The 23,919-nt window shown below is 72.5% G+C and carries 24 protein-coding genes; 12 read left to right on the top strand and 12 right to left on the bottom strand.

From position 1 onward, the window contains the following. Positions 1–472: 472 nt before the first annotated feature. The 3 genes from rocD to ABD385_RS27725 form a co-directional block, all read right to left on the bottom strand. Entirely contained in the window at positions 473–1,717 is a 1,245-nt protein-coding gene (rocD, locus tag ABD385_RS27735) for an ornithine--oxo-acid transaminase (RefSeq protein WP_344581119.1), read from the bottom strand. Then, a complete protein-coding gene (gene ddaH / locus ABD385_RS27730; protein ID WP_344581116.1) occupies positions 1,714–2,598 on the bottom strand; it encodes a dimethylargininase in 885 nt (294 codons plus the stop codon). The genes rocD and ddaH overlap by 4 nt, the downstream gene beginning before the upstream one ends. 168 nt (positions 2,599–2,766) lie before the next feature. Continuing rightward, positions 2,767–3,333, bottom strand: a complete 567-nt coding sequence (locus tag ABD385_RS27725; RefSeq protein ID WP_344581114.1) for an Lrp/AsnC family transcriptional regulator — start codon at positions 3,331–3,333, stop codon at positions 2,767–2,769. 247 nt (positions 3,334–3,580) lie between these two features. Between ABD385_RS27725 and ABD385_RS27720 the strand changes: the two genes are divergently transcribed. The 3 genes from ABD385_RS27720 to ABD385_RS27710 all read left to right on the top strand — a co-directional run bounded on the left by ABD385_RS27720 (position 3,581) and on the right by ABD385_RS27710 (position 6,519). Beyond that, a complete protein-coding gene (locus ABD385_RS27720) occupies positions 3,581–4,384 on the top strand; it encodes a GntR family transcriptional regulator (protein WP_344581112.1) in 804 nt (267 codons plus the stop codon). Between the two features lie 41 nt (positions 4,385–4,425). Further along, entirely contained in the window at positions 4,426–5,895 is a 1,470-nt protein-coding gene (locus ABD385_RS27715) for an MFS transporter (protein WP_344581109.1), read from the top strand. Positions 5,896–6,000: 105 nt separating this feature from the next. Beyond that, the gene (locus tag ABD385_RS27710) at positions 6,001–6,519 is read left to right on the top strand and encodes an RICIN domain-containing protein (protein ID WP_344581107.1); all 519 of its coding nucleotides are present in this window, start codon (positions 6,001–6,003) and stop codon (positions 6,517–6,519) included. A 58-nt stretch (positions 6,520–6,577) separates the two neighbouring features. Here ABD385_RS27710 and ABD385_RS27705 read toward each other — a convergent pair whose 3' ends face one another. After that, complete coding sequence (locus tag ABD385_RS27705; protein WP_344581104.1) at positions 6,578–8,293, bottom strand: amidohydrolase family protein; 1,716 nt, start codon at positions 8,291–8,293, stop codon at positions 6,578–6,580. A 406-nt stretch (positions 8,294–8,699) separates the two neighbouring features. Here ABD385_RS27705 and ABD385_RS27700 point away from each other — a divergent pair, with 406 nt between their 5' ends. From ABD385_RS27700 to ABD385_RS27690, 3 genes are all read left to right on the top strand, one after another. Further along, on the top strand, positions 8,700–9,617 hold the full coding sequence (locus tag ABD385_RS27700) for an ATP-grasp domain-containing protein (RefSeq protein ID WP_344581101.1): 918 nt from the start codon (positions 8,700–8,702) through the stop codon (positions 9,615–9,617). Between the two features lie 8 nt (positions 9,618–9,625). Further along, complete coding sequence (locus tag ABD385_RS27695; RefSeq protein WP_344581098.1) at positions 9,626–10,453, top strand: ATP-grasp domain-containing protein; 828 nt, start codon at positions 9,626–9,628, stop codon at positions 10,451–10,453. Between the two features lie 312 nt (positions 10,454–10,765). Continuing rightward, the gene (locus ABD385_RS27690; RefSeq protein WP_344581143.1) at positions 10,766–13,021 is read left to right on the top strand and encodes a terpene synthase family protein; all 2,256 of its coding nucleotides are present in this window, start codon (positions 10,766–10,768) and stop codon (positions 13,019–13,021) included. Between the two features lie 42 nt (positions 13,022–13,063). On the opposite strand, the gene ABD385_RS27685 is transcribed toward ABD385_RS27690, so the two are convergent. The 4 genes from ABD385_RS27685 to ABD385_RS27670 all read right to left on the bottom strand — a co-directional run bounded on the left by ABD385_RS27685 (position 13,064) and on the right by ABD385_RS27670 (position 15,309). After that, complete coding sequence (locus tag ABD385_RS27685) at positions 13,064–13,261, bottom strand: hypothetical protein (RefSeq protein ID WP_344581096.1); 198 nt, start codon at positions 13,259–13,261, stop codon at positions 13,064–13,066. A 507-nt stretch (positions 13,262–13,768) separates the two neighbouring features. Continuing rightward, positions 13,769–14,602: a helix-turn-helix domain-containing protein gene (locus tag ABD385_RS27680; RefSeq protein ID WP_344581092.1), complete on the bottom strand. Its 834-nt coding sequence runs from the start codon at positions 14,600–14,602 to the stop codon at positions 13,769–13,771. Continuing rightward, positions 14,592–15,116 carry a DUF6879 family protein gene (locus ABD385_RS27675; RefSeq protein ID WP_344581089.1) on the bottom strand — a complete coding sequence of 175 codons (525 nt, stop codon included), beginning with the start codon at positions 15,114–15,116 and terminating at the stop codon, positions 14,592–14,594. Before ABD385_RS27675 ends, ABD385_RS27680 begins: the two co-directional genes overlap by 11 nt. Then, positions 15,100–15,309, bottom strand: a complete 210-nt coding sequence (locus tag ABD385_RS27670; protein ID WP_344581087.1) for a hypothetical protein — start codon at positions 15,307–15,309, stop codon at positions 15,100–15,102. Before ABD385_RS27670 ends, ABD385_RS27675 begins: the two co-directional genes overlap by 17 nt. 152 nt (positions 15,310–15,461) lie before the next feature. Here ABD385_RS27670 and ABD385_RS27665 point away from each other — a divergent pair, with 152 nt between their 5' ends. After that, entirely contained in the window at positions 15,462–15,839 is a 378-nt protein-coding gene (locus ABD385_RS27665; RefSeq protein WP_344581085.1) for a hypothetical protein, read from the top strand. A gap of 60 nt (positions 15,840–15,899) precedes the next feature. On the opposite strand, the gene ABD385_RS27660 is transcribed toward ABD385_RS27665, so the two are convergent. Together ABD385_RS27660 and ABD385_RS27655 are read right to left on the bottom strand one after the other, a co-directional pair. Continuing rightward, positions 15,900–16,217, bottom strand: a complete 318-nt coding sequence (locus ABD385_RS27660; protein WP_344581082.1) for a DUF397 domain-containing protein — start codon at positions 16,215–16,217, stop codon at positions 15,900–15,902. 28 nt (positions 16,218–16,245) lie between these two features. After that, a complete protein-coding gene (locus ABD385_RS27655; protein ID WP_344581081.1) occupies positions 16,246–17,097 on the bottom strand; it encodes a helix-turn-helix domain-containing protein in 852 nt (283 codons plus the stop codon). Positions 17,098–17,264: 167 nt separating this feature from the next. On the opposite strand from ABD385_RS27655, the gene ABD385_RS27650 reads away from it, so the two are divergent. The 3 genes from ABD385_RS27650 to ABD385_RS27640 are packed head-to-tail and all read left to right on the top strand — an operon-like array spanning position 17,265 to position 18,450. Continuing rightward, positions 17,265–17,741 carry an ATP-binding protein gene (locus ABD385_RS27650; protein WP_344581080.1) on the top strand — a complete coding sequence of 159 codons (477 nt, stop codon included), beginning with the start codon at positions 17,265–17,267 and terminating at the stop codon, positions 17,739–17,741. Continuing rightward, a complete protein-coding gene (locus tag ABD385_RS27645) occupies positions 17,738–18,049 on the top strand; it encodes a hypothetical protein (RefSeq protein WP_344581079.1) in 312 nt (103 codons plus the stop codon). Before ABD385_RS27650 ends, ABD385_RS27645 begins: the two co-directional genes overlap by 4 nt. Next, positions 18,046–18,450, top strand: coding sequence for a hypothetical protein (locus ABD385_RS27640; protein WP_344581077.1), 405 nt, complete (start codon positions 18,046–18,048; stop codon positions 18,448–18,450). Before ABD385_RS27645 ends, ABD385_RS27640 begins: the two co-directional genes overlap by 4 nt. A 100-nt stretch (positions 18,451–18,550) precedes the next feature. Here ABD385_RS27640 and ABD385_RS27635 read toward each other — a convergent pair whose 3' ends face one another. Together ABD385_RS27635 and ABD385_RS27630 are read right to left on the bottom strand one after the other, a co-directional pair. After that, on the bottom strand, positions 18,551–19,756 hold the full coding sequence (locus ABD385_RS27635; RefSeq protein ID WP_344581075.1) for a M20 family metallopeptidase: 1,206 nt from the start codon (positions 19,754–19,756) through the stop codon (positions 18,551–18,553). Between the two features lie 34 nt (positions 19,757–19,790). After that, positions 19,791–21,290, bottom strand: coding sequence for an MFS transporter (locus ABD385_RS27630; RefSeq protein ID WP_344581072.1), 1,500 nt, complete (start codon positions 21,288–21,290; stop codon positions 19,791–19,793). Positions 21,291–21,488: 198 nt separating this feature from the next. Between ABD385_RS27630 and ABD385_RS27625 the strand changes: the two genes are divergently transcribed. Beyond that, a complete protein-coding gene (locus ABD385_RS27625) occupies positions 21,489–22,499 on the top strand; it encodes an Lrp/AsnC family transcriptional regulator (protein ID WP_344581070.1) in 1,011 nt (336 codons plus the stop codon). Positions 22,500–23,568: 1,069 nt separating this feature from the next. Further along, positions 23,569–23,763 (top strand): hypothetical protein, encoded by a 195-nt coding sequence (locus tag ABD385_RS27620; protein WP_344581067.1) that lies wholly within the window; start codon positions 23,569–23,571, stop codon positions 23,761–23,763. Positions 23,764–23,919: the final 156 nt, after the last annotated feature.

Genomic DNA, 23,919 nt, shown 5'->3' with positions numbered 1-23,919 from the left:
GGCCATCAGCGAAGAGGCGCTATCAGCCCCGCTGACGGCCCACCGGCAGTGGATGGTTTCGCTGGACGCAGACTTGGCGGAGAGGTGTGGGGGCACAGTCACTTGATGCTCTACCCCTGAAGCGGATCAACCCCACCAACCGCCGGGTTAGCCTGCAACAGAGCTGTATTGCGCGGGGCTGTTCACGAGCCAGATTCACGAGTCGCTGTCCGTCGTCCACGCGTTGCAGACCAACTGCGGTACGGAGACCATGAGTGAGTGCACGTAGGTGACGTCGCCTCGCTGGGCGGTTGGCGGAAGTCCTCGTACAGCGGCAGCGAGGGTGACAACTCCCCGCAAGGCCTCGACCGCCACCCCCACGGCACCCCCGTCCGAGACTCCAAGAGGCCCCCGCCGGGCCGGCGATGGTCGTCCCGGTGGGGGCCTGGAGTGCGTTCGGGGAGGTCGTGGAGGGTGGGGTGGTCGGGTGGGGTTAGGACAGGGCGCGGCGTAGGGAGGTCAGGGCCGAGGTCAGGTCGGGTTCGGTGATGGTGAGGGGTGGGGCCAGGCGGATGGTGGAGCCGTGGGTGTCCTTGACGAGGATGCCTTCGGACATGAGGCGTTCGCTGATGGCGCGGCCGGTGCCGAGGGCGGGGTCGATGTCGATGCCGGCCCAGAGGCCGCGGGTGCGGAAGGCCGTGACGCCGTGGCCGAGGAGGTCGGTGAGGCCGGTGTGGAGGACCTTGCCGAGTTCGGTGGCGCGGGACTGGTACTCGCCGGTGGCGAGGAGGTCGATGACGGCGGTGCCGACGGCGGCGGCGAGGGGGTTGCCGCCGAAGGTGGAGCCGTGTTGGCCGGGGCCGAGGACGGACATCACCTCGCGGTGGGCGACGACCGCGGAGACCGGGACGATGCCGCCGCCGAGGGCCTTGCCGAGGAGGACGACGTCCGGGGTGACGTGCTCGTGCTCGACGGCCAGTGTCGTGCCGGTGCGGCCCAGGCCCGACTGGATCTCGTCGGCGATGAAGAGGCAGCCCGCGCGGGTGGTCGCGGCGCGGACGCCGGCGAGGTAGCCGTCGTCGGGGATGATGACGCCGGCCTCGCCCTGGATGGGTTCGATCAGGACGGCGGCGGTGGTGTCGTCGAGGGCGGCTTCGAGGGCGGCGAGGTCGTTGTAGGGGACGGTGCGGAAGCCGGGGGTGTAGGGGCCGAAGCCGGCGCGGGCCTCCTCGTCGTCGGAGAAGCTGACGATGGTGGTGGTGCGGCCGTGGAAGTTGCCGCCCGCGACGACGATGGTGGCCTGGTCGGCGGGGACGCCCTTGACCTCGTAGGCCCATTTGCGGGCGAGCTTGATGCCGCTCTCGACGGCCTCGGCGCCGGTGTTCATGGGGAGGACCATGTCGAGGCCGGTGAGGTCGGCCAGGCCCTCGGCGAACTGCGCGAGGCGGTCGTGGTGGAAGGCGCGGGAGGTCAGGGTGAGCGTGTCGAGCTGGCGGTGGGCGGCCTCGATGAGCGCCGGGTGGCGGTGGCCGAAGTTGAGTGCCGAGTAGCCGGCCAGCATGTCGAGGTAGCGGCGGCCCTCGACGTCCTCGACCCAGGCGCCCTCGGCGCGGGAGATGACCACGGGGAGGGGGTGGTAGTTGTGGGCGAGGACGGGCGTCTCGGCCGCGATCAGGCCGGCGGAGGAACGGCCGGTGGCGGTGCGGGTGTCGGGGGACGTGGTGGGTGCGGTCGTCATGGGCGCAGCTCCTGGGTGCAGCACTTGATGCCGCCGCCGGCCTTGTGGAACTCGGAGAGGTCGACGGGGACGGGGACGTAGCCACGGGCGGTGAGCTGGTCGATCAGCTGCGTGGCCTGGGGGGCGATGAAGACGTGGCGGCCGTCGGAGACCGAGTTGAGGCCGAAGGCGAGGGCGTCGTCGCGGGTGGCGAGGACGGCGTCGGGGAAGAGGCGGCGGAGCACCTCGCGGCTGCCGGGGGAGAAGGCCCCGGGGTAGTAGGCGACGGTCGCGCTGTCGGGGCCGCCTGCCGCGTCGCCGCCGTCCAGGCCGTCGTCGAGGACGAAGAGGGCGGTGTCCAGGTGGTAGAAGTACGGGTCGATCAGCTGGAGGCCGATCACCGGGAGGCCGAAGTGCTCCTGGACCTCGGCGTGTGCGGCGCGGGTGGTGCGGAAGCCGGTGCCGGCGAGGAGGTGGCCGCCGACGGGGACGAGGTCGCCCTCGCCCTCGCAGGGCGACTCGGGCCGGTAGAGGTCGTAGCCGGCGGCCTTGAACCAGATCTCGTACTCGCGGGACTCCGGGCGGCGCTGCGGGGCGTGGAAGAGCGAGCCGAAGGCGCGGCCGCCCACGACGACCGCGCAGTTCGCGGCGAAGACCATGTCGGGCAGGCCGGGGGCCGGTTGGACGGTCTCGATGGTGTGGCCGTGGTCGCGGTAGGCGCGGACCAGGTCCTCCCACTGGGCCAGGGCCAGTGCGGTGTCGACGTCGGCGTCCTCGCGCATCCACGGGTTGATGGCGTACTCGACGGCGAAGTGGGTGGGCCGGCAGAGCAGGTAGCGCCGGGCGCGGGGGGTGCGGTGCACCGCGTTCAGCAGCGCGCCGCCGGGCTGGGTGGTGGGCACAGAAGGGGCCTCCGCTTCCTGGGATCCGTGGATCCGTTTCCACTGCCCGCCGGGTGACGGTCCGTGAACGGTCGTCACCGGGGGCAGTTCACGGTACGGAGCGGCCGATTCTGGCGACAAGAAATGAATGCTGCGCAGATACGCAGGAATCCTGCTCGTACGGGGCGGTTACCGCTGGTTCGCTGCGCGGGTCTGCGGGTGCGGCACGCTTCGGGTGCGGTCGGCGGGCCGGCCGGGGGCGGGGACGTCGGTGCGGTCGGAGGGTCGCCGGGCGCCGGCCTCGGGGCTGTCGGGGAGGAGGTGCGAGAGCACCATGTAGCTGATCGTCTTACGGATGAACGGTTCGGTCCGGATGCGTTCGAGGACCTCTTCGAAGTGTTCGACGTCGGTGGCGCGGACGTGCAGCAGGGCGTCGGCGCCACCGGTGACGGTCATCGCGGCGGCGATCTCCGGATGGTTGCGGACGACCTCGGCCAGCCGGCGGGGCGGCGCGGCGCTGTCGCAGTAGACCTCGACGTACGCCTCGGTGAGCCACCCCAGGGCGGCGGGGCGGACGGTGGCGGAGAAGCCGGTGATGACGTTGCTCTCGCGCAGCCGGTCCACCCGGCGTTTGACGGCGGTGGGGGAGAGGCCGACGGTCGAGCCGATCTCGGCGAAGCTCGCCCGGCCGTTCTCGATCAGCGCGGCGACGATCTTGCGGTCCAGCTCGTCGAACGGCGCGGACTTGGTGCTCATGGGGCGGCCCTTTCTTGCTCTCCCCTCCTGTCCCCCGGGTCGCGGGGTTGCAGTCACGGTAACGGTGCCGGCGAGGGGGTGGCGCAGCGCCCGACCCGGGTGAGAAACCCCCAGGTCAGGCATTGGTGCAGGTCAGTATGGGTGGCGTAACTCTGCCGTAATAGGGGGTGCTCTAGCGTCGGGGGCCCGGCGGTGGTCCGTCGGGGTGCGGCACGGGCGGCGTGACCGGGAGTCGAGGAGGGCGGGCATGGACGCGGACGGCAGCGGCGGCGACGGTCGGGACGGGGCGCCGGCGCGCGGCGGTGAGGCGATCGGCGACGGGCTGACGCGGGCCGACCGGGCGCGGCGGGTGGCGCACGTGCTGCGCGGACAGGTGCTCCAGGGTGCGTTCCCCGGTGGCGTGCTGCCCGACGAGCGGGCCCTGGTCGCGGAGTTCGGCACCACGCGCAACACGGTCCGGGAGGCGTTGGGGCTGTTGCGCGACGAGGGGCTGGTGGAGCGGCGGCGCGGGGTGGGGACGGTGGTCGTCGGCCGGGCCTACGAGCACCCGTTGGGGGAGCTGTCGGGGCTGGCGGAGGTGTTGCAGCAGCACGGGACGGTGGTCAACGAGGTGCGGGCGGCGCGCACCGTGCGGGCGCCGGGGGCGGTGGCGCGGCGGCTCGGGCTGCCGGCGGACGGCCCGGTGGTCTATCTGGAGCGGCTGCGCCGGGTGGACGGGATGCCGCTGTCCTTGGACTGCACCTACCTCATCCCCGAAGTGGGCGAACCGCTGCTGGCGTTGGGGCGCGAGCTGCTGGAGAGCCGGGACGTCTTCGACCTGATCGAGCGCGCGGCCGGGCGGCCGTTGGGGTCGGCGGAGGTGGCCGTGCGGGCGGTGGTCGCGGACCCGGCGACCTGCGCGGTGCTGGGGATGCCGGGCGGCGGCGCGGTGCTGGCGGTGGAGCGGCTGACGCGGCTGGCGGACGGGCGGCCGGCCGACCTGGAGTTCATCCACCTGCGGGGGGACCGGCTGACGCTGCGGGCGCGGCTGGACCGGGTCCGGGAGGGATGAGGGTGCGTCGGACGCCGGACGGGTCGGCCCCGCGGGGGCCGGTGACCGTCGCGATGTGCCTGTGCGTGACGCTGGTCGTCGGCATGGTCTCGGCGGTCAACCTGGCCATCCCGGACCTGTCCGCCGGGCCGCTGCACCCGTCCGCCGAGGCCGTGGTGTGGGTGGTGGACGGCTACGTGGTGGTCTTCGCGTGCCTGCTGGTGCCGGCGGGGGCGCTCGCCGACCGGCGCGGGCGCAAGGGCACGTTGCTGTGCGGGATGGGCGTGTTCGTCGTCGGCTCGGCGGTGTGCGCGCTGGCGCCGCATGTCGGGGTGCTGATCGCGGGCCGGATGCTGAGCGGGGTGGGCGCCGCGGCGGTGCTGCCGAACACCCTGGCGCTGCTGGTGGACGGGTTGCCGGACGGGCCGCGCCGTCGGGCGATCGCGGTCTGGGCGGCGATGACCGGGCTCGCCGCGGTGCTGGGCAACGTGGGCGGCGGCGCGGCGATCGAGTACGGGAGCTGGCGGGCGCTGTTCGTGTGCGTGGTGCCGGTCGCGGTGGTTGCGCTGGTGCTGGTGGCCGTGGTGGCGCCGGTGGCGGTGCGGCATCCGGGGCCGGTCGCGCCGTTGGCCGCCGCCCTGTTCACCGGGGGGTTCCTGGCCCTGCTGAACGGGGTCGTCAGCGGGCCGCAGGACGGGTGGCTCAGCCCGTGGGTGCTCGGCTCCCTCGCGGCGGCCGGGCTGCTGCTGACGGCCTGGGCGCGGCACGAACTGCGCTCCGCCCGCCCGCTGTTGGACCCGCGGATCTTCGCCCGGCCCGCGGTCCGGGCGGGGGCGGTCGGGATGGCGGTGCTCTTCCTGGGGATGTTCGGGCTGTTCTACCTCAACGGGCAGTACCTCCAGTACGCGAAGGGGTACGGGCCGTTCGGCGCCGGGGTGCGGCTGCTGCCGATGGCGGCGGCGCTGTTGGCGGGGCCGCGGTGCGGGCTGGTGCTGGAGCGGTGGTGCGGGCGGCGCGGCGCGGTCGCCGCCGGGATGCTCGTCCTGGCCGCCGGGCTCGCCACGGTGTCGGCCGCGGACGCCCGCACGCCGTACGTGCTGTACGCGGTCGGGGCCGGGCTGACCGCGCTGGGCTGCGGGACCGCGACGCCGCTGCTGTCGCACGCGATGATGTCGGCGCTGCCGCCGGAGGCCGCCGGGGTCGGCTCCGGACTCCAGAGCCTGACCCGGGAGTTGGGCAGCGCGCTGGGGATCGCGCTGACCGGCACGCTGACCGCCGCGGTGTTCACCGCCCGGCTGCCGGCGCCGCTGGCCGGGCCCGGGGCGCCGACGACGGTCGCGGCGGCCGAGGCGGCGCTCGGCGACCTGCCGGACGGGGGTGCTCGGCTGCGGGCCGCGGTGGTCGACGCCTTCACCGGGGGGCTGCACGTGGCGACCTTGGCGTTGGCGGTGGGGGTGGCGTTGGCGGCGGTGGCGATCTACCGGTGGATGCCGGAGGGGGAGCGCGTGGCGGCGACGGAGGCGCACGCGTAACTCACACGAAGTAACTGGGCGTGCGCGAGGCGTAGGGGATGCGAGCCGGGGACAGATCGCAGGCGGTCTCCCGGACAGACCGGGAGCGAGAGGGAGGGGAACCCCATGCGCCGTCGCAACGCCCTGATCGCCGCTGCCGCCGCCGCACTCATGACGCTGGCCCCGCTGGCCGGTTCGGCCCAGGCCGCCGGGCCCGCGGGGGCGGCGACGCGGATGCAGGAGGGCCGCTACCTGATCGTCAGCGAGAACCCCGAGGTGGGGAAGCTGGCCCTCGCGCCCTACACGATCCCGGTCCACCCGCCGCTCTTCTTCATCGTCGGCTCGCACGACAAGGACCTGAAGGAGCAGTGGACGGTGCACCCCACCGGGGACGGCTCGTTCACGATCAACTCCACCACGCACCCGGATGCCGCCTGGTCGCGCCGTGGGGAGGGCATCGTCGCCTCCGAGGGCAGCTGGAGCAAGTTCGCCATCGAGCCGGCGGGTGAGGGCTCCTACCGCATCCACGTGCCCCACGAGGACGCCGTCGCCACCCTGAACGCGTCGGGGCGCGAGCAGCTGCACGTGGAGCCGGCCAACGGATCGGCCTCGCAGCGCTGGCGATTCGTGCGCGTCGGCGAGTGACCCGGCGGGGCGCGTCCGGTCGGTCCGGGCGCGCCCCGTCCGCGCCCCGTCAGCGCGTCTACCGCGGCTCGACCCGCTGGATCTTGGCCCGCTCGACGACCTTCGGGCCCACCTCGGCGGCGCGGGCGACCAGTGCGCGGGCGTCCCAGTCGGTCGGCCAGCCGTCCCACAGGCGCAGCCGGCCGGCGACCACCACGGCGCGGATCTGGTCGCGGCCCGCCAGCCGGACGAGTTCCCAGCGCAGGTCGTAGGAGGGGGTGAGTTCGGGGACGGCCAGGTCCACGAGGAGGTAGTCGGCGGCCTTGCCGGCGGCTATCTGGCCCGTGACGCGGCCCAGTCCGAGGGCGTCGGCGCCGCCCGCCGTGCCGTGTTCCAGCCACAGGTCGCCGGCGCCGCACACCGAGTCGCCGGTGGCCAGCCCGTAGGTGAGGCGCTGGGCGGACTCCGCCGCGTCCACGAGCCGGAAGCCGTCGCCGCGGGTGCCGTCGGTGCCGGCGCCGAAGCGGATGCCCAGCGCGGCCCACATGGTGGCGTGTGCGACGGCGTTGCCCTTCCAGGCGCTGGCCACCGGGTTGTAGCTGAGCGCCGCGCCGGAGTCGGCCACCTGCCGCATCTCCGTGGGGGTGAGCAGGGTGGCGTGCGCGCCCAGCGTGTGCGGGCCGAGGGCGCCGAGGTGGTGCAGGTAGTCCACCGGGCGGCGGCCGACGCTCTTCAACGAGCGTTCCACGGAGGCCAGGTGTTCGTTGACGTGGATCTGGAGCACCGCTCCGGCGTCGGCGCACAGGTCCGCGGTGTGCTTGATGACCGGGCCGGTGGCGTCCTCGGGGACGGCGATGGCCAGTGACGGGTGGACCAGCGGATGGCCGTGCCAGCGCGCGAGGTGGGCCGGGCCGCCGGTCCCGTCGGAGACGATCTTGCCGAGGACGCAGCGGATGCCGGCCTCCTCGGTGCCCTTGGCCAGCGCCGCCACGTCGACCGGCGCCCGGGTCCCGGCGTCCGCGACGGTGGTGAAGCCGCCGCGCAGCGCCTCCAGGGCGGCCAGTTTCGCCGACAGGTAGGCGCTCTCCTCGTCCAGCGCGTGTTCCAGCGGCTCCCAGACGGTCTTGAAGATCTCCGACGGCTGCCCGAAGGACTGCGCCTTGCCGAAGCTCTGGGTGAGGTGGTGGTGCGCGTCGACGAAGCCGGGCATCAGCAGGTGGCCGTCGAGGCGGACCGGGGCGGGGCCGCCGCGGTGCGCGGCGAGGAGCTTCGCGGCCGGCCCGACCTCGCGGAAGGTGCCGTGCTCGATCAGGACGGCGTGGTCGCGCACCGGGCCGGTCGGCAGCAGCACCACCTCGGGGAGGAGGAGTTGCCGCTCGCCGGCGAACTGGTCGGGGCGCGGCGCGGGGTGGGCGTCCGGGCGGGGCGTGGCCCGGGCTTCGGAGCGGGGCGCGGCCGGGGCGGTGGGGGACTGGGCGTACGCGGCGGCGGCGCCGGGCCCGCCGAGCAGGCCGCTGGCGCCCGCACCGGTCAGTCCGGCCACGCCGGCGAGGAAGCCGCGCCGGCCGAAACCGCCGCGGGCGGCGCCCCCTTCGGACGGTGTGCCGGGGGCCGCGCCGGGCGGTCCGTCGGGCGCGTCCGCGCGCCGCGCGCCGTCCGTCGCCGTGCCGTCCGTCGTCGTGCCGTTCGCCGCCGTGCCGTCCGTCGTCGTGCCGTCCGTCCGTGCGCCCGGACACGCGCCGGGGTGGTCCGTCCCGGCCTCCGGGGCCGTGTGGCCCTGCTGCTCGTTCGCCAACCCGCTCGCCTGCTTCCGTCACCGCTTACATAGGCGCGGCCGCCCCGGAACCGGGCGGCCGCGTTGAGTGGCCTGACCCTAGGACCAGCCATAAAGCGGAACAAGGCTTTCGACATACGGGATTTGGTGAGGTCGGGGGGTGGGTGGCGCAACCTCCCGAGGGGGTGATCGCGTCCCAGCTCACGGCGCGTGTCGAGGTCCCGACCGGTGGCGTAACGTCGCCGAAACACGCCTGCGGGACGGCGGTCGGGCCACGGCCGAACGTGTGAGCGCCGCATGGGATCCTGGTGCGCCGGGCGCCCGTCGGGTGGCCGGCGCGCCCACGGCGACACGGGGTGGACGTCCGCCGACGGCGGCGGACGGGTTGGTGATACGGGTGGACGTGCGGCGATACATGGGTGCATCGATGAGACTCTGCTTCCTGGTGGAGGAGCAGTACCGCCACGACGGCATGCCGCGGGACGTGATCGCCCAACTCCGGGCCTGGGGCCACCGGGTGGACGTGGAGTGGCCGGGCCGTTCGATGATCCGGATGTCGGAACTGTCCGAGGTGGTGGCGGCCGGACGGCACGACGCCTGGGTCCTCAAGACGGTCTCCGGCGGGCCGGGGCTGACCCTGCTGGAGGCCGCGGCGACCACCGGGCTGACCACGGTCAACGACGTCCGCGCCATACGGGGCGTGCGGGACAAGGCGCTGGCCGCGGTGCTCGCGCGCAGCGGTGGGTTGCCGGTGCCGATGACGTACGCGGCGGCCCGGGCCGAGGAGTTCGCGGCGGTGCCGGAGGCCGAGTACCCGCTGGTGGTGAAGCCGGCGGACGGCAGTTCGGGGCGGGCGGTGCGCCTGGTGGAGCGGCCCGCGCAGCTGACCGCGGGGGCCGCGGCGGCGTCCGACGGCGCCGGCGGCGGCATGCTGATCGCGCAGCCCTACGTCCCCAACTCCGGGACCGACCTGAAGGTCTACTGCGTCGCCGGCGAGCTCTACGCGACCGAGCGGTGCTCCCCGCTCCACCCCGACCAGGCCGTACCGGAACGCCAGGTTCCGTTGCCGGCCGAGGTCGCCCGCATCGCCACCGAGGTGGGCGCGGTCTTCGGGCTCGACCTCTACGGGGTGGACGTGCTGCTGGGCCCGGACGGGCCGGTGGTGGTCGACATCAACGACTTCCCGAGCTTCCGGCAGGTGCCGGACGCGGTCGCCCGGGTCTCCGCCGCCGTGCTGCGGCTGGCCCGCCGCGGCACCGCGTGCGCACCGGCGGGCGCGCTGCCCTTCATCGGCCACCAGCGCGGGCCGTGGCCCGCGGCGGAGGCGGTCGGAGGCGCGCGGTGAGGATCGCGATGATCAGCGCGGACCCCGGGCACCCGCTGCTGTCGGCGACCGCTGCGGTGCTGCGGCGGGACGAGCACCGGGTGGAGTTCCTCGCCCCGGACGGCACGCCGCTCGGCCCGGACGGGCAGCCGGCCGGGCGGGCCGCGCCCGCCACCGTGGCCGACGTCTACCTGCTCAAGGCGCGGACGCCGCAGGCGCTGACCACCGCCGCGCGGCTGGCGGACCGGGGGGCGCCGGTCATCAACTCGGTGCCGGCGACCGAGGGGTGCCTGGACCGGGTCGCGATGGCGCGGCGGGCGCGGGCGGCCGGACTGCCGTTCGCCGAGACCCTGCGGGTGGCGACGGTCCGCGAGCTGGCGGCCGACGGGGCGGACCTCGACTACCCCCTGGTTCTGAAGAGCCGGCGCAGCCGCCGCGGCGACCTCGTGGCGCGCGTCGGATCGCCGGCCGAACTGGCCCAGTGGGCCGCCGCGCGGCCCGACGAGCCGGTGGTCGTCCAGGAGTTCACCGCCAACAGCGGCTGGGACCACAAGCTGTGGGTGGTGGACGGGCAGCCGTTCGCCGCCCGCCGCCGCTCCGAGCTGTCCCCCGGCGGCCGCGGCCCGAACCTCCCGCTGCCGCCCGCCGCCCTCCCCACCGCCTGGATCGAGGCCGCGCTGCACGCCGGGGAGGTCTTCGGCCTGGAGGTCTACGGCGTGGACGTGCTGCACCTCGGCGCCGGCGCCCCGCTGCTCGTGGACGTCAACGCCTTCCCGGGCATCCGCGGCCAACCCGGCGCCCCGGAGACGCTGGCGGCGCTGGCGCTGCGGCGGGCCGCGGACGGTGACGGTCGGTGACCGGAAGGGCCCGGCTCGGACGGTCGATGTCCCCCACGAGACTCCCCCTATAGCTCACACGCCCCACGAGTTACACCCCCACCCCGGCAACTCAACCCGAAAGAGTGCCAGTTCAGCACGGGGATGACCGCCGAGGTCTACGCCACTGATGCCCGGGGTAGGGCTGGCGCCGTCAGAGGGGGTGCTTTGGCGCGCCCTCCTTCCGTGCGCACCGTCCGTGCGGAGGGGCACCAGTATCGGGAGAGGCCACCAACGGTGACGCAGTCACAGTCCCAACCCGCGGCGCAGCCGTTCACCTTGCCGCACTTCTACATGCCGCACCCGGCGCGGCTGAACCCGCACCTGGAGGCCGCCCGTACGCACTCCCGGCAGTGGGCCCGGCAGATGAACATGCTGGAAGGTTCCGGCATTTGGGACCAGCGCGACCTGGACGCCCACGACTACGCCCTGTTGTGCGCCTACACCCACCCGGAGTGCTCCGAGGAGGCGCTCAACCTCGTCACCGACTGGTACGTCTGGGTCTTCTTCTTCGACGACCACTTCCTGGAGGAGTTCAAGCGCACCCTGGACCGGGAGGGCGGGAAGGCGTACCTCGACCGGCTCCCGGCGTTCATGCCGATGGACCTGGACGCGCCCATGCCGGAGCCGACCAACCAGGTCGAGGCGGGGCTGGCGGACCTGTGGCGGCGCACCGTGCCCGCGATGTCGCTGGACTGGCGCCGCCGGTTCGCCGAGAGCACCGAGAACCTCCTGAACGAATCCCTCTGGGAACTCTCCAACATCAACATCAACCGGATCTCCAACCCGGTCGAGTACATCGAGATGCGGCGGAAGGTCGGCGGCGCCCCCTGGTCGGCGGGGTTGGTGGAGTACGCGACCGGCGCCGAGGTCCCGGCCGCGGTCGCCGGGTCCCGCGCCCTGCGCGTCCTCAAGGACGCCTTCTCCGACGCCGTCCACCTGCGCAACGACCTCTTCTCGTACCAGCGCGAGATCGAGGACGAAGGGGAGTTGAGCAACGGCGTCCTGGTGCTGGAGACGTTCTTGAACTGCTCCACCCAGGAGGCCGCGGACGCGGTCAACGACCTGATCACCTCCCGCCTCCAGCAGTTCGAGGACACCGTCTTCACCGAACTGCCCACACTCTTCGCCGACCAGGGCCTCGACCCGGCCGGGTGCGCCGCCGTCCTCGCCTACGCCAAGGGCCTCCAGGACTGGCAGTCCGGCGGCCACGAGTGGCACATGCGCTCCAGCCGCTACATGAACGGCGGCGGCGCGGGCGAGCCCGGCGCCGCCGCGGCCCCCTGGTCACCGCTGGTCTTCGGCGGCCTGGGCACCCAGGGGCTGGGCGCGCTCGCCACCGGGGCGCTGGGCCTGGGCACCTCGGCCGCGGACCTGCCGACCGCGCTGCGCACCGCCGGCAGCCAGCGGGTACGCCGCCGCAGCCACGTCCCGCACCAGCCGGTCGGCCCGTCCCGACTCCCCGACTTCTTCATGCCGTTCACCACCACCCTCAGCCCCCACCTGGGCGCGGCCCGGCGCAACGTCGTCTCCTGGGCGCAGCGCACGGGGCTGCTCCAGCCGCAGCCCGGCGTGCCGTTCTCCGCCATCTGGGACGAGGACGCGCTGGTCCGCTTCGACTTCGCGCTGTGCGCCGCCGGCCTGCACCCCGACGCCACCCCCGACGAACTCGACCTGAGCACCCAGTGGCTGACCTGGGGCACCTACGCCGACGACTACTACCCCGCGGTCTTCGGCCGGACCGGCGACGTCGCCGGCGCGCTGGCGACCACCAAGCGCCTCTCCGCCCTGATGCCCGTCGACACCGCCGACCGGGCCCCCGAACCTGCCAACGCCCTCGAACGCGGCCTCGCCGACCTGTGGGCCCGCACCGCCGGGCCGATGGACCCGGACGCGCGCCGCACCTTCAAGGCCACCGTCGACGCCATGACGGCCAGTTGGCTCTGGGAGCTGGACAACATGGTGCTGCACCGCGTCCCGGACCCCGTCGACTACATCGAGATGCGCCGCGCCACCTTCGGCTCGGACCTCACCATGAGCCTGAGCCGGCTCGGGCACGGCCGCCAGGTGCCGCCGGAGGTCTACCGCAGCGGACCGATGCGCTCCCTGGAGAACGCCGCCGCCGACTACGCCTGCCTGCTCAACGACGTCTTCTCGTACCAGAAGGAGATCGAGTACGAGGGCGAGGTCCACAACGGCGTCCTCGTCGTCCAGAACTTCTTCGACTGCGACTACCCGACCGCGCTCGCCATCGTCCACGACCTGATGACCTCCCGCATGCGCGAGTTCCAGCACATCGCCACGAACCAACTCCCCATCCTCTACGACGACTTCAAGCTCTCGCCGGAGGCCCGCGCCACCCTCGACGGCTACGTCAAGGAACTGGAGAACTGGCTCGCCGGCATCCTCACCTGGCACCAGGGCTGCCGCCGCTACCGCCCCGAGTACCTCCGCCACCACCCCGGCACCACCGGCTGGAACCCGGGCGCGACGGGCCTGGGAACGTCGGCAGCACGGGTGCCGGGGGCGGCGGGGACGGTGGTCGGGTAGCGGGGGTGGGGTCGGGGCCCGCGAACACCCGGTACGGATGCCTCAGACCAGGCCGATTCCGGCCTGTGCCTTGATGGTCTGCACGGCTTCCTCGGTGAGCCAGCGCAACGGGACCACGGTCCACCTGCCGCGCTTGCGCATGACCACGGCGTTGCCGTCCCTGGTGCGTCCGACGTGGACGAAGCCGTGGTCACGCCGCAGGTCTCGCGCCAGGCTCTCGCCGTGGATCACGGGCGTCACTTCCCTTCGCGGTCCTCGGCATTCCCGCAGCGCCGCGGGGCCCTCTTCGGCTGAGCACCTATTGGCGGCCCTTACGCCTGCAATGGAGGCACAGGAAGGGACACGGCGGAACCGTCGCCCCCGAGGGGATGCGCACGACTCCAGAGGCCGCATCCAGTTGTAGTTCGTGCCCTGTCGTCCGTTCCGGGGAGGCTGCCGACGGCTGCATCGGATCTCCGTGCGTCTGCGAAGTCACGGCGGCTACTCCGGGCACTTGTCGGCGTGCCGGTAGATCACCACGCGTTGTCCGGAGGGGCGTTCCAGGTTTCCCCGACGCGCCAACTCAACGGTCTTGATCTCTTTGCGGCAGGCGGTGCACCGTGACCCGGCAGGTGCGTAAGTGAAGTATTCCCAGGCCAGGGATTCGATTTTCGCTGGCATCTTTCCTCCGCAGCTGGATTCAACAGTGACCATGATTCCTCGGGATGCGGCGAGTTCCCAGCAATATGCGCGTTATGGGGTAGGCGGTTACGAGCGGTAGGCGACGGCCCATTCGTCGAGTGCCATCCTGGCCTCATCGCCGAATAGTGCCTGGTTCTCGTACAGGCCAAACACTTCAAGGTGTTCGGTGATGTCGCGGGCGTCCTGGAAGACGATGCGCCCCGTGAAGGACTCGACGGTCGCCAGCCGGCGGTCGTAGATCGTGAAGGTGTTCAGTGGGCCACGGCCGACGGATCTTCCCAACGGAATGACGCCGATGCGCACGTTCGGGAGGCGGGACAGCGAGACGAGGCGATCGATCTGTACGGCCATCGCCGCACGGGGGACCACGGTCCATCGCGCCGCTTGTTCCGTCAGGAGGAACGTGAAGTGTTTTGTGCGGTCGTGAAGTACGGCTTGCCGTTCCAATTTCCTGGCCACCGTCTTGGACACGTCCACTGGCGCGTGGCCAAGGCTGGCCCTGATGTATTCCGGAGTGGCCAGGAGCCCCGTCACCATGGCGGGAAGGAAGTAGCGGAGCGTCGTGGCTTCGGCCTCCAGGCCGGCAAGCTCTGCTTGGCGTTTCTCCAAGCCCCGGCGCCATGACGCGCGCTTGCCCTGCCATTCCGTGTGGGCGAGTCGGGCGAGGGCCGCCATTTCCGCCACGAGTTCTGGGGGTGCGTCGAGGGCGCTGAGAATCAACTCGACATCCACAAGTCCCGGTGTGATGCGCCCGGTCTCGATGTTGCTGAGCTTGGTCTGGGACATGTTGCAGCGCCGAGCGAGCCAGACCTGCGTACGGCTGGCTCGCTTACGCATGATGCGGAGTGCTTCCGCTAGGTCAGCCTTTGACTGGCCCAGCTGTCGTGGGTCAAACGTCAAGGCCCTTCACGTACTCCTCGAAGGGCACAGCATGCGCCAGGGCGATTCGCCGCCACTCCCGGTAAGGAGCTGGGTCGCCCTCGTACACTTCACGATTGATCTGGGTGCCGTCCGGTCGAAAATTCAGGTGGGCGATGCGGAACCCGTCGAACATCCACCAGTCACGCCCGGAGAGCGGCAAGTCGTAGTCCTCTCGCGTGACGTCCAAGACGCGGATGTCCTCCCCGGCCGCGATGTTGCCGGGGATTCCCCACGCGAATTGGTAGCGCTGGTAGTCGGTGAGCGGATGGCGCACGATGCGTACCCGGCCGACGCGCCGGCCGGACTCGACGTATCCCCGCACCCGTTCGTGCCAACGGGCATTGTGATCCGGGGGCTTGGTCTCGCCCTCAAGGAAACGGACAACCTTCTCCTGCTCCTTGGGCATGGTGTACGTGGGCTGTGCCTCGAACCGCCATGCCTCCCGTGCGAAGGCGTCAAAGAAGTTGCGCCAATCCTCACCATCCAAGAGCACGGACGGCCTCCCTCAGGACGCGCTCCGGAATCTCCACCAGGCCCTCCCCTTCGGGGGGAGCGAAGGCCGCGGAAACCGAGCCCTGAACGACGAAGGAACCGCTCCCGGTCCGGTAGACGTTCGGGCAGTCGTCGTCGTCACAGTGGGGTCCGCCGGCGTTGCCGGTAAGGCGGGTCAGGTCCGCACGCGTCATGGTTCCCCTCCTCGGATGCAGGGCCACCCCTGCCGTCATGAGGACGGTAGGACGGCTGGAGGTGCCCGGTCCATGACGCGGCGCCCGTATGCGCGTTGTCGGGTAGATGATCACGGGGAACGTGGGGAACGAGTCGGGTCCGGCGGATTACGGTGGCGCGCAACCCCGGTAATGAGGCCAAGCGCATCGACCGGTTCGTCAGCAACCACCAGCATGGAAGGGAACTCCACGCCGTGCCCGAGTGGAGTTTCACCCTCCGCCTCAATCAGGCCCTCACGCCTGAGCAGGCCGACGTCTTCGACCACTGCGACGCCTTTGCCGACGGGTCTGTCTCGTACGTGCTCGGGCCCTCGGACCCGGGGAAGTACCCGCTGCACGACCCCGGCGCGGCCGAGTTGAGAGAACTGAGCTGCGACGTCGAGGCGCCGACGTTGCTGGATGCGGTGGCCCAAGTGGCCCGAGACATCCGGCTCGTTCCCGGCCTGCGTGTGGTGGGAGTCCGGCCGGGGACGTGGCGCACCGCTGGGTAGCGGTGGAGCCCCGGACCGCGGTGGGTCCAGGGCTCCGGTGGCACCGTTTCCGGTGCGTTCTCAGACGGTCGCGGACGCGTCGTCCTTCAGTGAGGTGAGGAACGAGTCCCAGGCGTCGGCGCCCACGGTCAGGTGCGGGCCTGAGGTGTTCTTGCTGTCGCGTATGGCGGTGGTTCCCGGGGTGTTGCGCCGCATCTCGACGCACTCGCCTTGGGAACCGCTGTGGCTGCTCTTGTTCCAAGTGGCGACCTCGACGCACTCGCCCGTGGAACTGCTGTGGCTGCTCTTGTGCCAAGTGGTGACCTCGACGCAGTCGCCCCCGGTGTCGCTGTAACTGCTCTTGCGCCACACGTAGGTTTCGGCGTTCGGTATGCCCATCGCTCGATACCTTTCTACGGTTCCGCTGCTATAGCTCATTGCGCACCTTGGCGGTCAAGGCCAGGCTGTCTTCAGGGCTCAGGGCGACTGACTGAAGCGCGTCGAAGATCACGGCATACTCGGACGTTTGCTCGTGAGTCTCCATGTACGCCATCCCTGTGCGGTGCTCGATTGAAACCACCTCGGGGTAGGCCGGATTCGGGAAGTTGAACAGCACGAACGAACCGTTCAGCCCTGCGTGTGCCCCAGCTCGGTCGGGAATGACCCGCAGCTCGATTCCGTCTCTACTGGCCATGGTCTCCAGATGATCCAGTTGCTTACGCATCGTCTGCCGGCCGCCTACTTGGACTCGTAGTGCGGCCTCGCTCTCAATCACGCACAGGCGGGGCGGGTCTGCTCGTTCCAGGAATGCCTGCCGCCTTATGCGGGCCTCCAGGAGAGCTTCCACCCCTTCCTCCCCGAGGTTGGACGGCCGGGCGGAGAGTACGGCGCGTGCATAGTCTGGCGTCTGTAGCAGCCCTGTGATCAAGACGCCTTGAAACGACCTGATGCACGAAGCGGTCTCCTCGTAGTGGACGAGGTCCCTTATCGAGGGTCGTACGAGAGCCGCACGGCGCAACCAGTCGGGCTCGCGGCGTCGCTGAGCCAACTCCACCATGCCGTCGACCTCGGCGGGGTCGTCCACTTCGTAGTACGTCAGCAGGTCGCGCAGCTCGCCCAGTGAGATCCCGAGGCGGGCGTTCTCGATCCTGTTGATCTTCGTGCGGTGGCAACCGATGCGCTCGGCGGCCTCCTCTGGGGTCTTCCCTGCCTGCTCCCTGAACTCGACCAGCTTCGCAGCAAGGCGGCGCCGCCACACCGGCGGTTGCGTCCCGGCCATGAGGCCCCCCTCTCGACGTGTGCGTACGCAGAACAGTAGCCCCTGCGAGTCGAGTTGGGACAAGTTCCAATTGGTCGGTTGCAATCTGGAGTCGTCCGGAGCAGTCTAGTCCCGCAGTCACTCGACGTGTTGATGTGCTCACCGTCGGGTGATCTTGCAGCTCCGTCATGCGCTCCAAGGGGATAGCCATGTCCACACGCGCTCGGCCCGTAGTTGCCCGACTTGCCCCCGCCGTCTCGGCATCCGTCACCTACCGCATACCAAGCGAGCCCCGCAGTGCCGGCTGGGCCCGGAGGGAGTTGCGGCGGCAGTTGAGGCGGTGGGGCGTGGTGGGGGAACTCGTCGGTGTCGCCGAGCTGTTGGTGTCCGAGTTGGTCGCCAATGCGGTGCGGGCGCAGGGGGAGGACGGGGCGTGGGTCGGGGTCCGGTTCGTGTTCTCGGGCGAACGGCTGCGGCTGGAGGTGCGGGACGGCAGCGCGGAGCAACCGGTGCTGAACGACGACGTGGAGGAGGACGCGGAATGTGGGCGTGGCTTGGGGCTCGTGGACGCCGTGGCAAGTGGCTGGGGCGTGGTGCCGGACGGCATCGGAAAGGTCGTGTGGGCGGAGTTGACGGTTGCGGTGGCCGCGGCGGGGACGGAATGAGGTACCGGGCGGAGGTCACGGTGCGGTGCCCGGACGGGGTGGCGATCGAACTGGGCGGGCTGGCGTCGTCGTCGCCGCGGCGGGCGGTGGGGTGGGTCCGGCGGCGGGCCGTCAACGTGGCGCAGCAGTTAGGCGCGCCGTACGAGGGCGGGGTGCGGGCCTGGCTGGACGGTGCGGGGGAGTTCGGCGGGGCGGTGCACGCGCTGGCGGGGGGAAGTGCCGTGGCGTTGACGGTCGTTGACGCGGACGGATGCACGTACGCGCTGGTGGCGCGGCCGGTTCCGGCATCGTGGGAGGTGGCGGCGTGACGCGGGGCGTGGGGACGCCGGGGATCTGGTGCGAGCGGGTGGTGTACCGGTCGCTGGACGCGGACGTCGTCGCGTCGTGGGCGTCGCTCGCCGTAGGGAGCCCGGCGCAGGCGGCGCGGGCGATCGGGGCGGATGCGCGCAGGACGGCCGGTGGGCTGACCGGGCGGGCGCGACGGCGCGTGGCGAACGGGCTGGAGGGCGGCGGGCGGGTGGGGGCCATCGCCGCGCTGCACCGGGGAGAGCCGTGCGGGCTGGCGCTCAACTGCGGTGGGGTGTGGGTGGAGTGGTCGGCCCGGCCGGTGCTCTTCCTGCCGGTGGTGAGCCGTACGGGGCCGCGTTGTCCGAAGGTGACCGAGGGGGCGGTGGGGTTCAGCGGGGTGGTGGTGAAGACGCCCGACTAGGGGACGGTGGGGTCGGGGTGGGCGGCCTGCTTTCCGCCCACCCCGGGGCAGCGGACGGGAGCCCCCGCGCCGCTGCCGTCCAACCGGCGGCTGCCGGTGGTCAGGGGGTGCGCCGGGCCGCCAAGTGAGCGAGCAGGCGGGCGCGTTGGGCCTCGTCCTGGGCGAGGGCCAGGGCGGTCCAGGCCATGGCGAGGCCGCCGTCCAGGAGGGCGCGGTCGGCGCTGGCCGTGGTGCCGTAGCGGGTGAACTCCGGGTTGTGCATGAGCGCGTCGGCGCAGTCGTAGCCGATCATCGGGTGGATGGTGGGGACGACGTGGGAGACGTTGCCCATGTCGGTGGAGCCGCCGCGCAGCGACGGGTCACGGGGCGGCACGGTGCGGCCGAGGGCGGTCGCGGCGGCGCGGTAGCACGCCGTCAGGTCGAGGTCCTGGCGCAGGTCGGCGTAGTCGTTGCCGACCGGGGTGAGGGTGAGTTCGGCGCCGGTGGCGAGCGCGCCGGCCTCGAAGCAGGCGCGGATGCGGGACTGGAGTTCGCGCAGGTCCTCGACGGTCTCGGCGCGGCAGTCGTAGGCGGCGGTGGTGCGGCCGGGGATGACGTTGGGGGCCTCGCCGCCGGAGGTGGTGATGCCGTGGACGACGCCGCCGGGGACCATCTGCTGGCGGTGGGCGCCTATGGCCACCTGGGCGATCATCAGGGCGTCGGCGGCGTTGACGCCGCGGTGCGGGGCGGCCGAGGCGTGCGCGGTGCGCCCGGTGTAGGCGACCTCCCAGCTGCTGATGGCCAGGGACGTCATGCCGACGGCGTCGGTCGGCGCGGCGTGCACCATCATCGCCGCGGCCACGTCGTCGAAGGCGCCGGCGCGGAGCATGTCGGCCTTGCCGCCGCCGGATTCCTCCGCGGGCGTGCCGAGCAGCTTGACGGTGATGCCGAGTTCGTCGGCGAACGGGGCGAGGGCGAGTGCGGCGGTGGTGGCCGCTGCGCCGTTGACGTTGTGGCCGCAGGCGTGGCCGATGCCGGGCAGGGCGTCGTACTCGGCGCAGATGCCGATCACCAGTTCGCCGGAGCCGGCGGTGGCGGTGAAGGCGGTGGGCAGGTCGCAGACGCCCCGCTCGACGGCGAAACCGGCCCGCTCCACCAGGTCGGCGATCTTCTTGGCGGAGCGGTGCTCCTCGTAGGCGAGTTCCGGCTCCGCGTGCAGGCTGTGGCTGAGCGCGATGACGTCGTCCTGGTGGGCGGTGACGGTCTCGCGGGTGCGGTGGTGCAGGGCGGTGAGGTCGAGGGGCCGGGGTGCGGTGGTCGCCGTCATCGAGGGGTCCTTCCGGGCGGGGCGGTCGGGGGCGTCAGCGGGCGGTGGCGGTGGGCGCGGGGGCATCGTGGCGCTGGCGGTAGAACAGCGCCAGCAGGGCGCCCGCCAGCGAGACGACGGTGCACAGCAGCCAGGCGTGGGTGTACGCGGACTCGGCGGGCAGCTGGTGGCCGGCGGTGGTCTCGGCGGCGAAGACCGACAGGACGACGGCGGCGCCCAGCGAACCGCCGACGTTGATCAGCAGCTCGTTGATGCCCGAGCCGACCGACGTCTGGTCGTGCGGCACCGCCTCGACGGCGAGGGTCCGGGTGGAGTGCTGGAGCAGCCCGCTGCCGAGGCCGACGACCGCGGTGAAGACCAGGTACGGCACCAGGGAGGTGTGCCAGGCGAAGGTGGCGAGGTTGCCGGCGGCCATCAGCAGCGAGCCGGTGACCAGGGTGCGGCGGTCGGAGATCCGGCGGGCCAGGGCGGGGGCGAGCAGGGCGCCCACGACGAGCGCCAGCATGTTGGGGAGCAGGGCGAACGCGGTGGCCAACGGGGCGAGCCCGAGCCCGTAGCCGGCCTCGGCGGGGGAGGTGCCGAGGAACACCGGGTTGGCGACCAGCAGGCCCAGCATGCAGGAGCTGAAGGTGACGGTGACGACGGAGACCACCACGACGTTGCGGCGGCGGAACAGCCGGACGTCCATCACCGGCTCCGCGGTGCGCAGTTCGACCCGCACCCACAGGGCCGTCACCAGCAGGCCGCCGGCGAGGCAGCCGAGGGTCTTGGGGGAGGCCCACTCCCAGCCGGGGGAGCCGCCCTGACCGAGCGCGAGCATGAGCGCCACCAACCCGGTGCACAGCAGCAGCGCGCCCAGCCAGTCGGTGCGCCCGCCGGGGCGGTCGGCGCTCTCCGGCAGCAACGGCCAGGTCACCACCAGGGCCAGGGACACCGCGGCGGCCGGCACCCACAGGGCGGCCGTCGGCCGGGCCACGAACTGCGCGATCAGGCCGCTGGCGACGGTGCCGAGGGCGAGCCCGGCGACCAGGGCGGCGACCATCACGCTGATGCCGCGCCGGTTCTGCTCGGCGGTGCCGCGGTTGCGCAGGATGCCCACCAGCAGCGGGAAGAAGCCGGCGAACGCGCCCTGGAGGACCGAGCCGACCAGCAGCAGGCCGAAGGACCGGCTGACGCCGACCAGGACCGAGCCGGCGAGGACCAGCGCGAGGTTCCAGCGCAGGATGCGGCGGTGGCCGTGCAGGTCGCCCAGGCGGGACAGCACGGGGGTGAAGGCGACGCTGGCGAGCAGGTTGGCGACGCTGATCCAGTTCAGGTCGGCGACCGTGACGTGCAGGGTCGAGGTGAGGCCCTTGAGCAGCGGGCCCAGGAAGCCCTGCGTGACCCCGCTGGACAGCTCCACCAGGACCAGGCAGAGCAGGACGATCGCGGGGGAGGTGGGGACCGTGCCGCGGCCGGTCGCGCGGGCCGTGGCCGCGGCGGCGCGGGATCCGGCGGGCGGGGTCGGGTCGAGGGTCGTTCCTGGCTCGGTCATGGCGGTGCCGCACCTGTTCTCAAGAGGGCGCGCGGCGGGGAGCCGTGCGGCCGGGGCGAGGAGCCTCCGCGGCGGACCGCCGGGTGGCGGAAAATCGTCGCTGGTGGAAACAGGGCATCAATGTGGCCGGCACGCCGTACCCTCGTCCATATGTGACCCTCAGGTGGCCCGAAACCCGCATCCCAGAGGTGATCATCGGTGGATTCAGACATCACGGCGGGCGCCGCGGAGCTTTTGGACGAGCTGGATCATGCCGTCATCCGCCTCCTGGCCCGCGAGCCGCGCGCCGCCTTCGCCGACGTCGGGGCGCGCCTGGGCGTGCACGAGCGGACGGTCGCCCGCCGCCTGGACCGGCTGATCGCCGCGGGCCTGGTCCGCTTCACGGCCTTCCTGGTGCCCGAACACCTCGGCGAGGGCCTGGTCGTCGAACTCGCGGTGCGCTGCGCCCCCGGCCGGCTGCACGAGACGGCGCAGGCGCTCGCCCGGCGGCCGGACGTGCGCGCGGTGGACGTGGCCACCGGCGCGTCCGAGGTGGTCGCCGAGATGATCGTGCCGGGCCCGGACCAGCTGCTCTCCCTCGTCGACGGGCCGATCGCCCGGATCCCCGGCGTCACCGGCATCCACACCGCGGTCGTGCTGCGGCTGCTGCTGACCGCCACCGACTGGGACCCGTACGGGGACGAGCCCACCGCGACCCGGCGCCGGATCGCGGCGGGCGGGGAGTTGCCCCCGCCGCCGGCCATCGACGAACTCGACCGGCGCCTGGTGGCCCTCCTGGAGCGCGACGCCCGTGCCCCCATGACGCGCCTGGCGCAGGAACTCTGCGTCGGCGAGACCACCGCCCGGCGCCGGCTGGCCCGGCTGATGGACTCGCACATCCTGCACCTGCGGCTGCACGCCGAACCGGAGGTCCTCGGCTTCCCGGCCGAGGCCCGCTTCCGGCTGACCGTCGAGCACCGGGCGCTGGACGCCGCGGTCCGCCGGCTGGCCCGCGAGCCCGAGGTCCGCCACCTCGTCCTCACCACCGGCCACAGCAACGTGCAGGGGTATTCCAGCCACCGCTCCGCCCAGGACCTGCACGCCTTCACCGCCCGCGTCTTCGCCCCGCTCGACGGCGTCACGGCCGCGGAGGCGGCCCTGCTGCTGCGCACGTACAAGCGGGCGGGGGTGGTGACGGAGCGGGGCCGGGGGGCCGCAGCGAGCGAGTGAGGTGCGGCGCGGGCGTTCCCCGGGCGGCGCCCGCACGTGCGCTCGTGCGTTCCGGGTTCCGGCCGAGGTGCGCGAGGACGGCCGGCGCCTGCCGGTGCCTGCCGGTGCCTGCCGGTGTCCGTGGTCGGCCGGTGGCGGCCCATGCTTCGCGAAGACGTCGTCGGCCGGCAGCGGGCGGGCGGCTCCGGGGGCCGTGTCGTAAGTCCGTCAGTTCCCGGTCACCTGCGGTGAGTTGACGGGTGGACAGGGCCGCTCGCGCCGGGGGCGGCGGCGCCCGCGACCACGTCACGTCACGTCACGTCGAGGCCGACGCACCGCGCGCGCCACGGCAACGCCACGGCCCGGTGCCCCTGTTGCCGCACCACGCCCCGTCAACCGCCCGGCCCGGCAGCCGCAGGCGGGCGGGCGTACGCCGGCAATCAGCCACGGGCGAAGTGGGCGAAGCGCGCGAAGTGGCCCACCGGCCACAGCACATCGCCGACCGTTGTTCCCGGATCCGTCAGCGTCGTTCACATCGGTACCCGTATCCGTACCCGCATCTGTACCCGCATCCGCATCCGCATCCGCACCCGTATCTGTACCCGCACCCGCCTCCGTGCCCGTACCCGTGCGTCGGGTCGCCGTCCGACGGCGGGCACGCCGCGGGAACCGGCACGTCCACCCCGGCCGCCACCCCCTCCTTCATGCGGAGGAGGGGGTGTTCATGCGGAGGAGGCCCTGATCGGCGCCGGCGCCGACGCCCTCGCCCTCACCCGTGCCGCGGTGCTGTGTGCGCTGTGTGCTGTGCGCGCTGCGCGTGCGACGCCTTCCGTGCGGTGACTTCGGGCCGGAGGCCGCATCGCGTGGACCGCGTGCGAACGCCCCGCCACCCACAGTGAAGCGCCCGAAATGCCTGAATTTTCACGTAAAAGGACTTGTTGCTCCCCGAGGTCCGTCGTAGTGTCGGAAGTGTCGCGGCGAGCACAAACCGCCGGAACGACCCACAGGGGAACACCCCGACGGGCGCACCGAATCGCCACCAGAGCACGGTCCGGAAAGCCGCGGCGACATCCCATCACAGGAGGCAGAGATGACCTTCAGGGCATGCTTCCCCCGCAACCGCTGGGACGACCGCGGCCGGCACGGCGGCGGCGGCTGGGGCGGCGGAGGCTACGGAGGACGCGGCGGTTACGGCGGCTACGGTGGCTACGGACGCGGCGGCTACGGCGGCTACGGACGCGGCGGCTACGGACGCGGCGGCTTCTTCGTCATCGGTAGGTTCTGACCTGATCCGTTGTCATCATCTGTTGTCACCGATTCAGCAAGCCAGTTGACCTGTTGTCGCGGTTCCTGCACGACAGTTGACGACCACTGACAAGACATGTGAGTCGGGCCTAGTGACCTGATACACAGCCCGAGGCGGGCTCGCGTAGGACATGCG

Source organism: Streptomyces lunalinharesii, from assembly GCF_039532155.1.
In the GTDB taxonomy this organism is placed as follows: Bacteria; Actinomycetota; Actinomycetes; order Streptomycetales; family Streptomycetaceae; genus Streptomyces; species Streptomyces lunalinharesii.
This window is presented reverse-complemented; position numbering and strand designations above follow the sequence as displayed.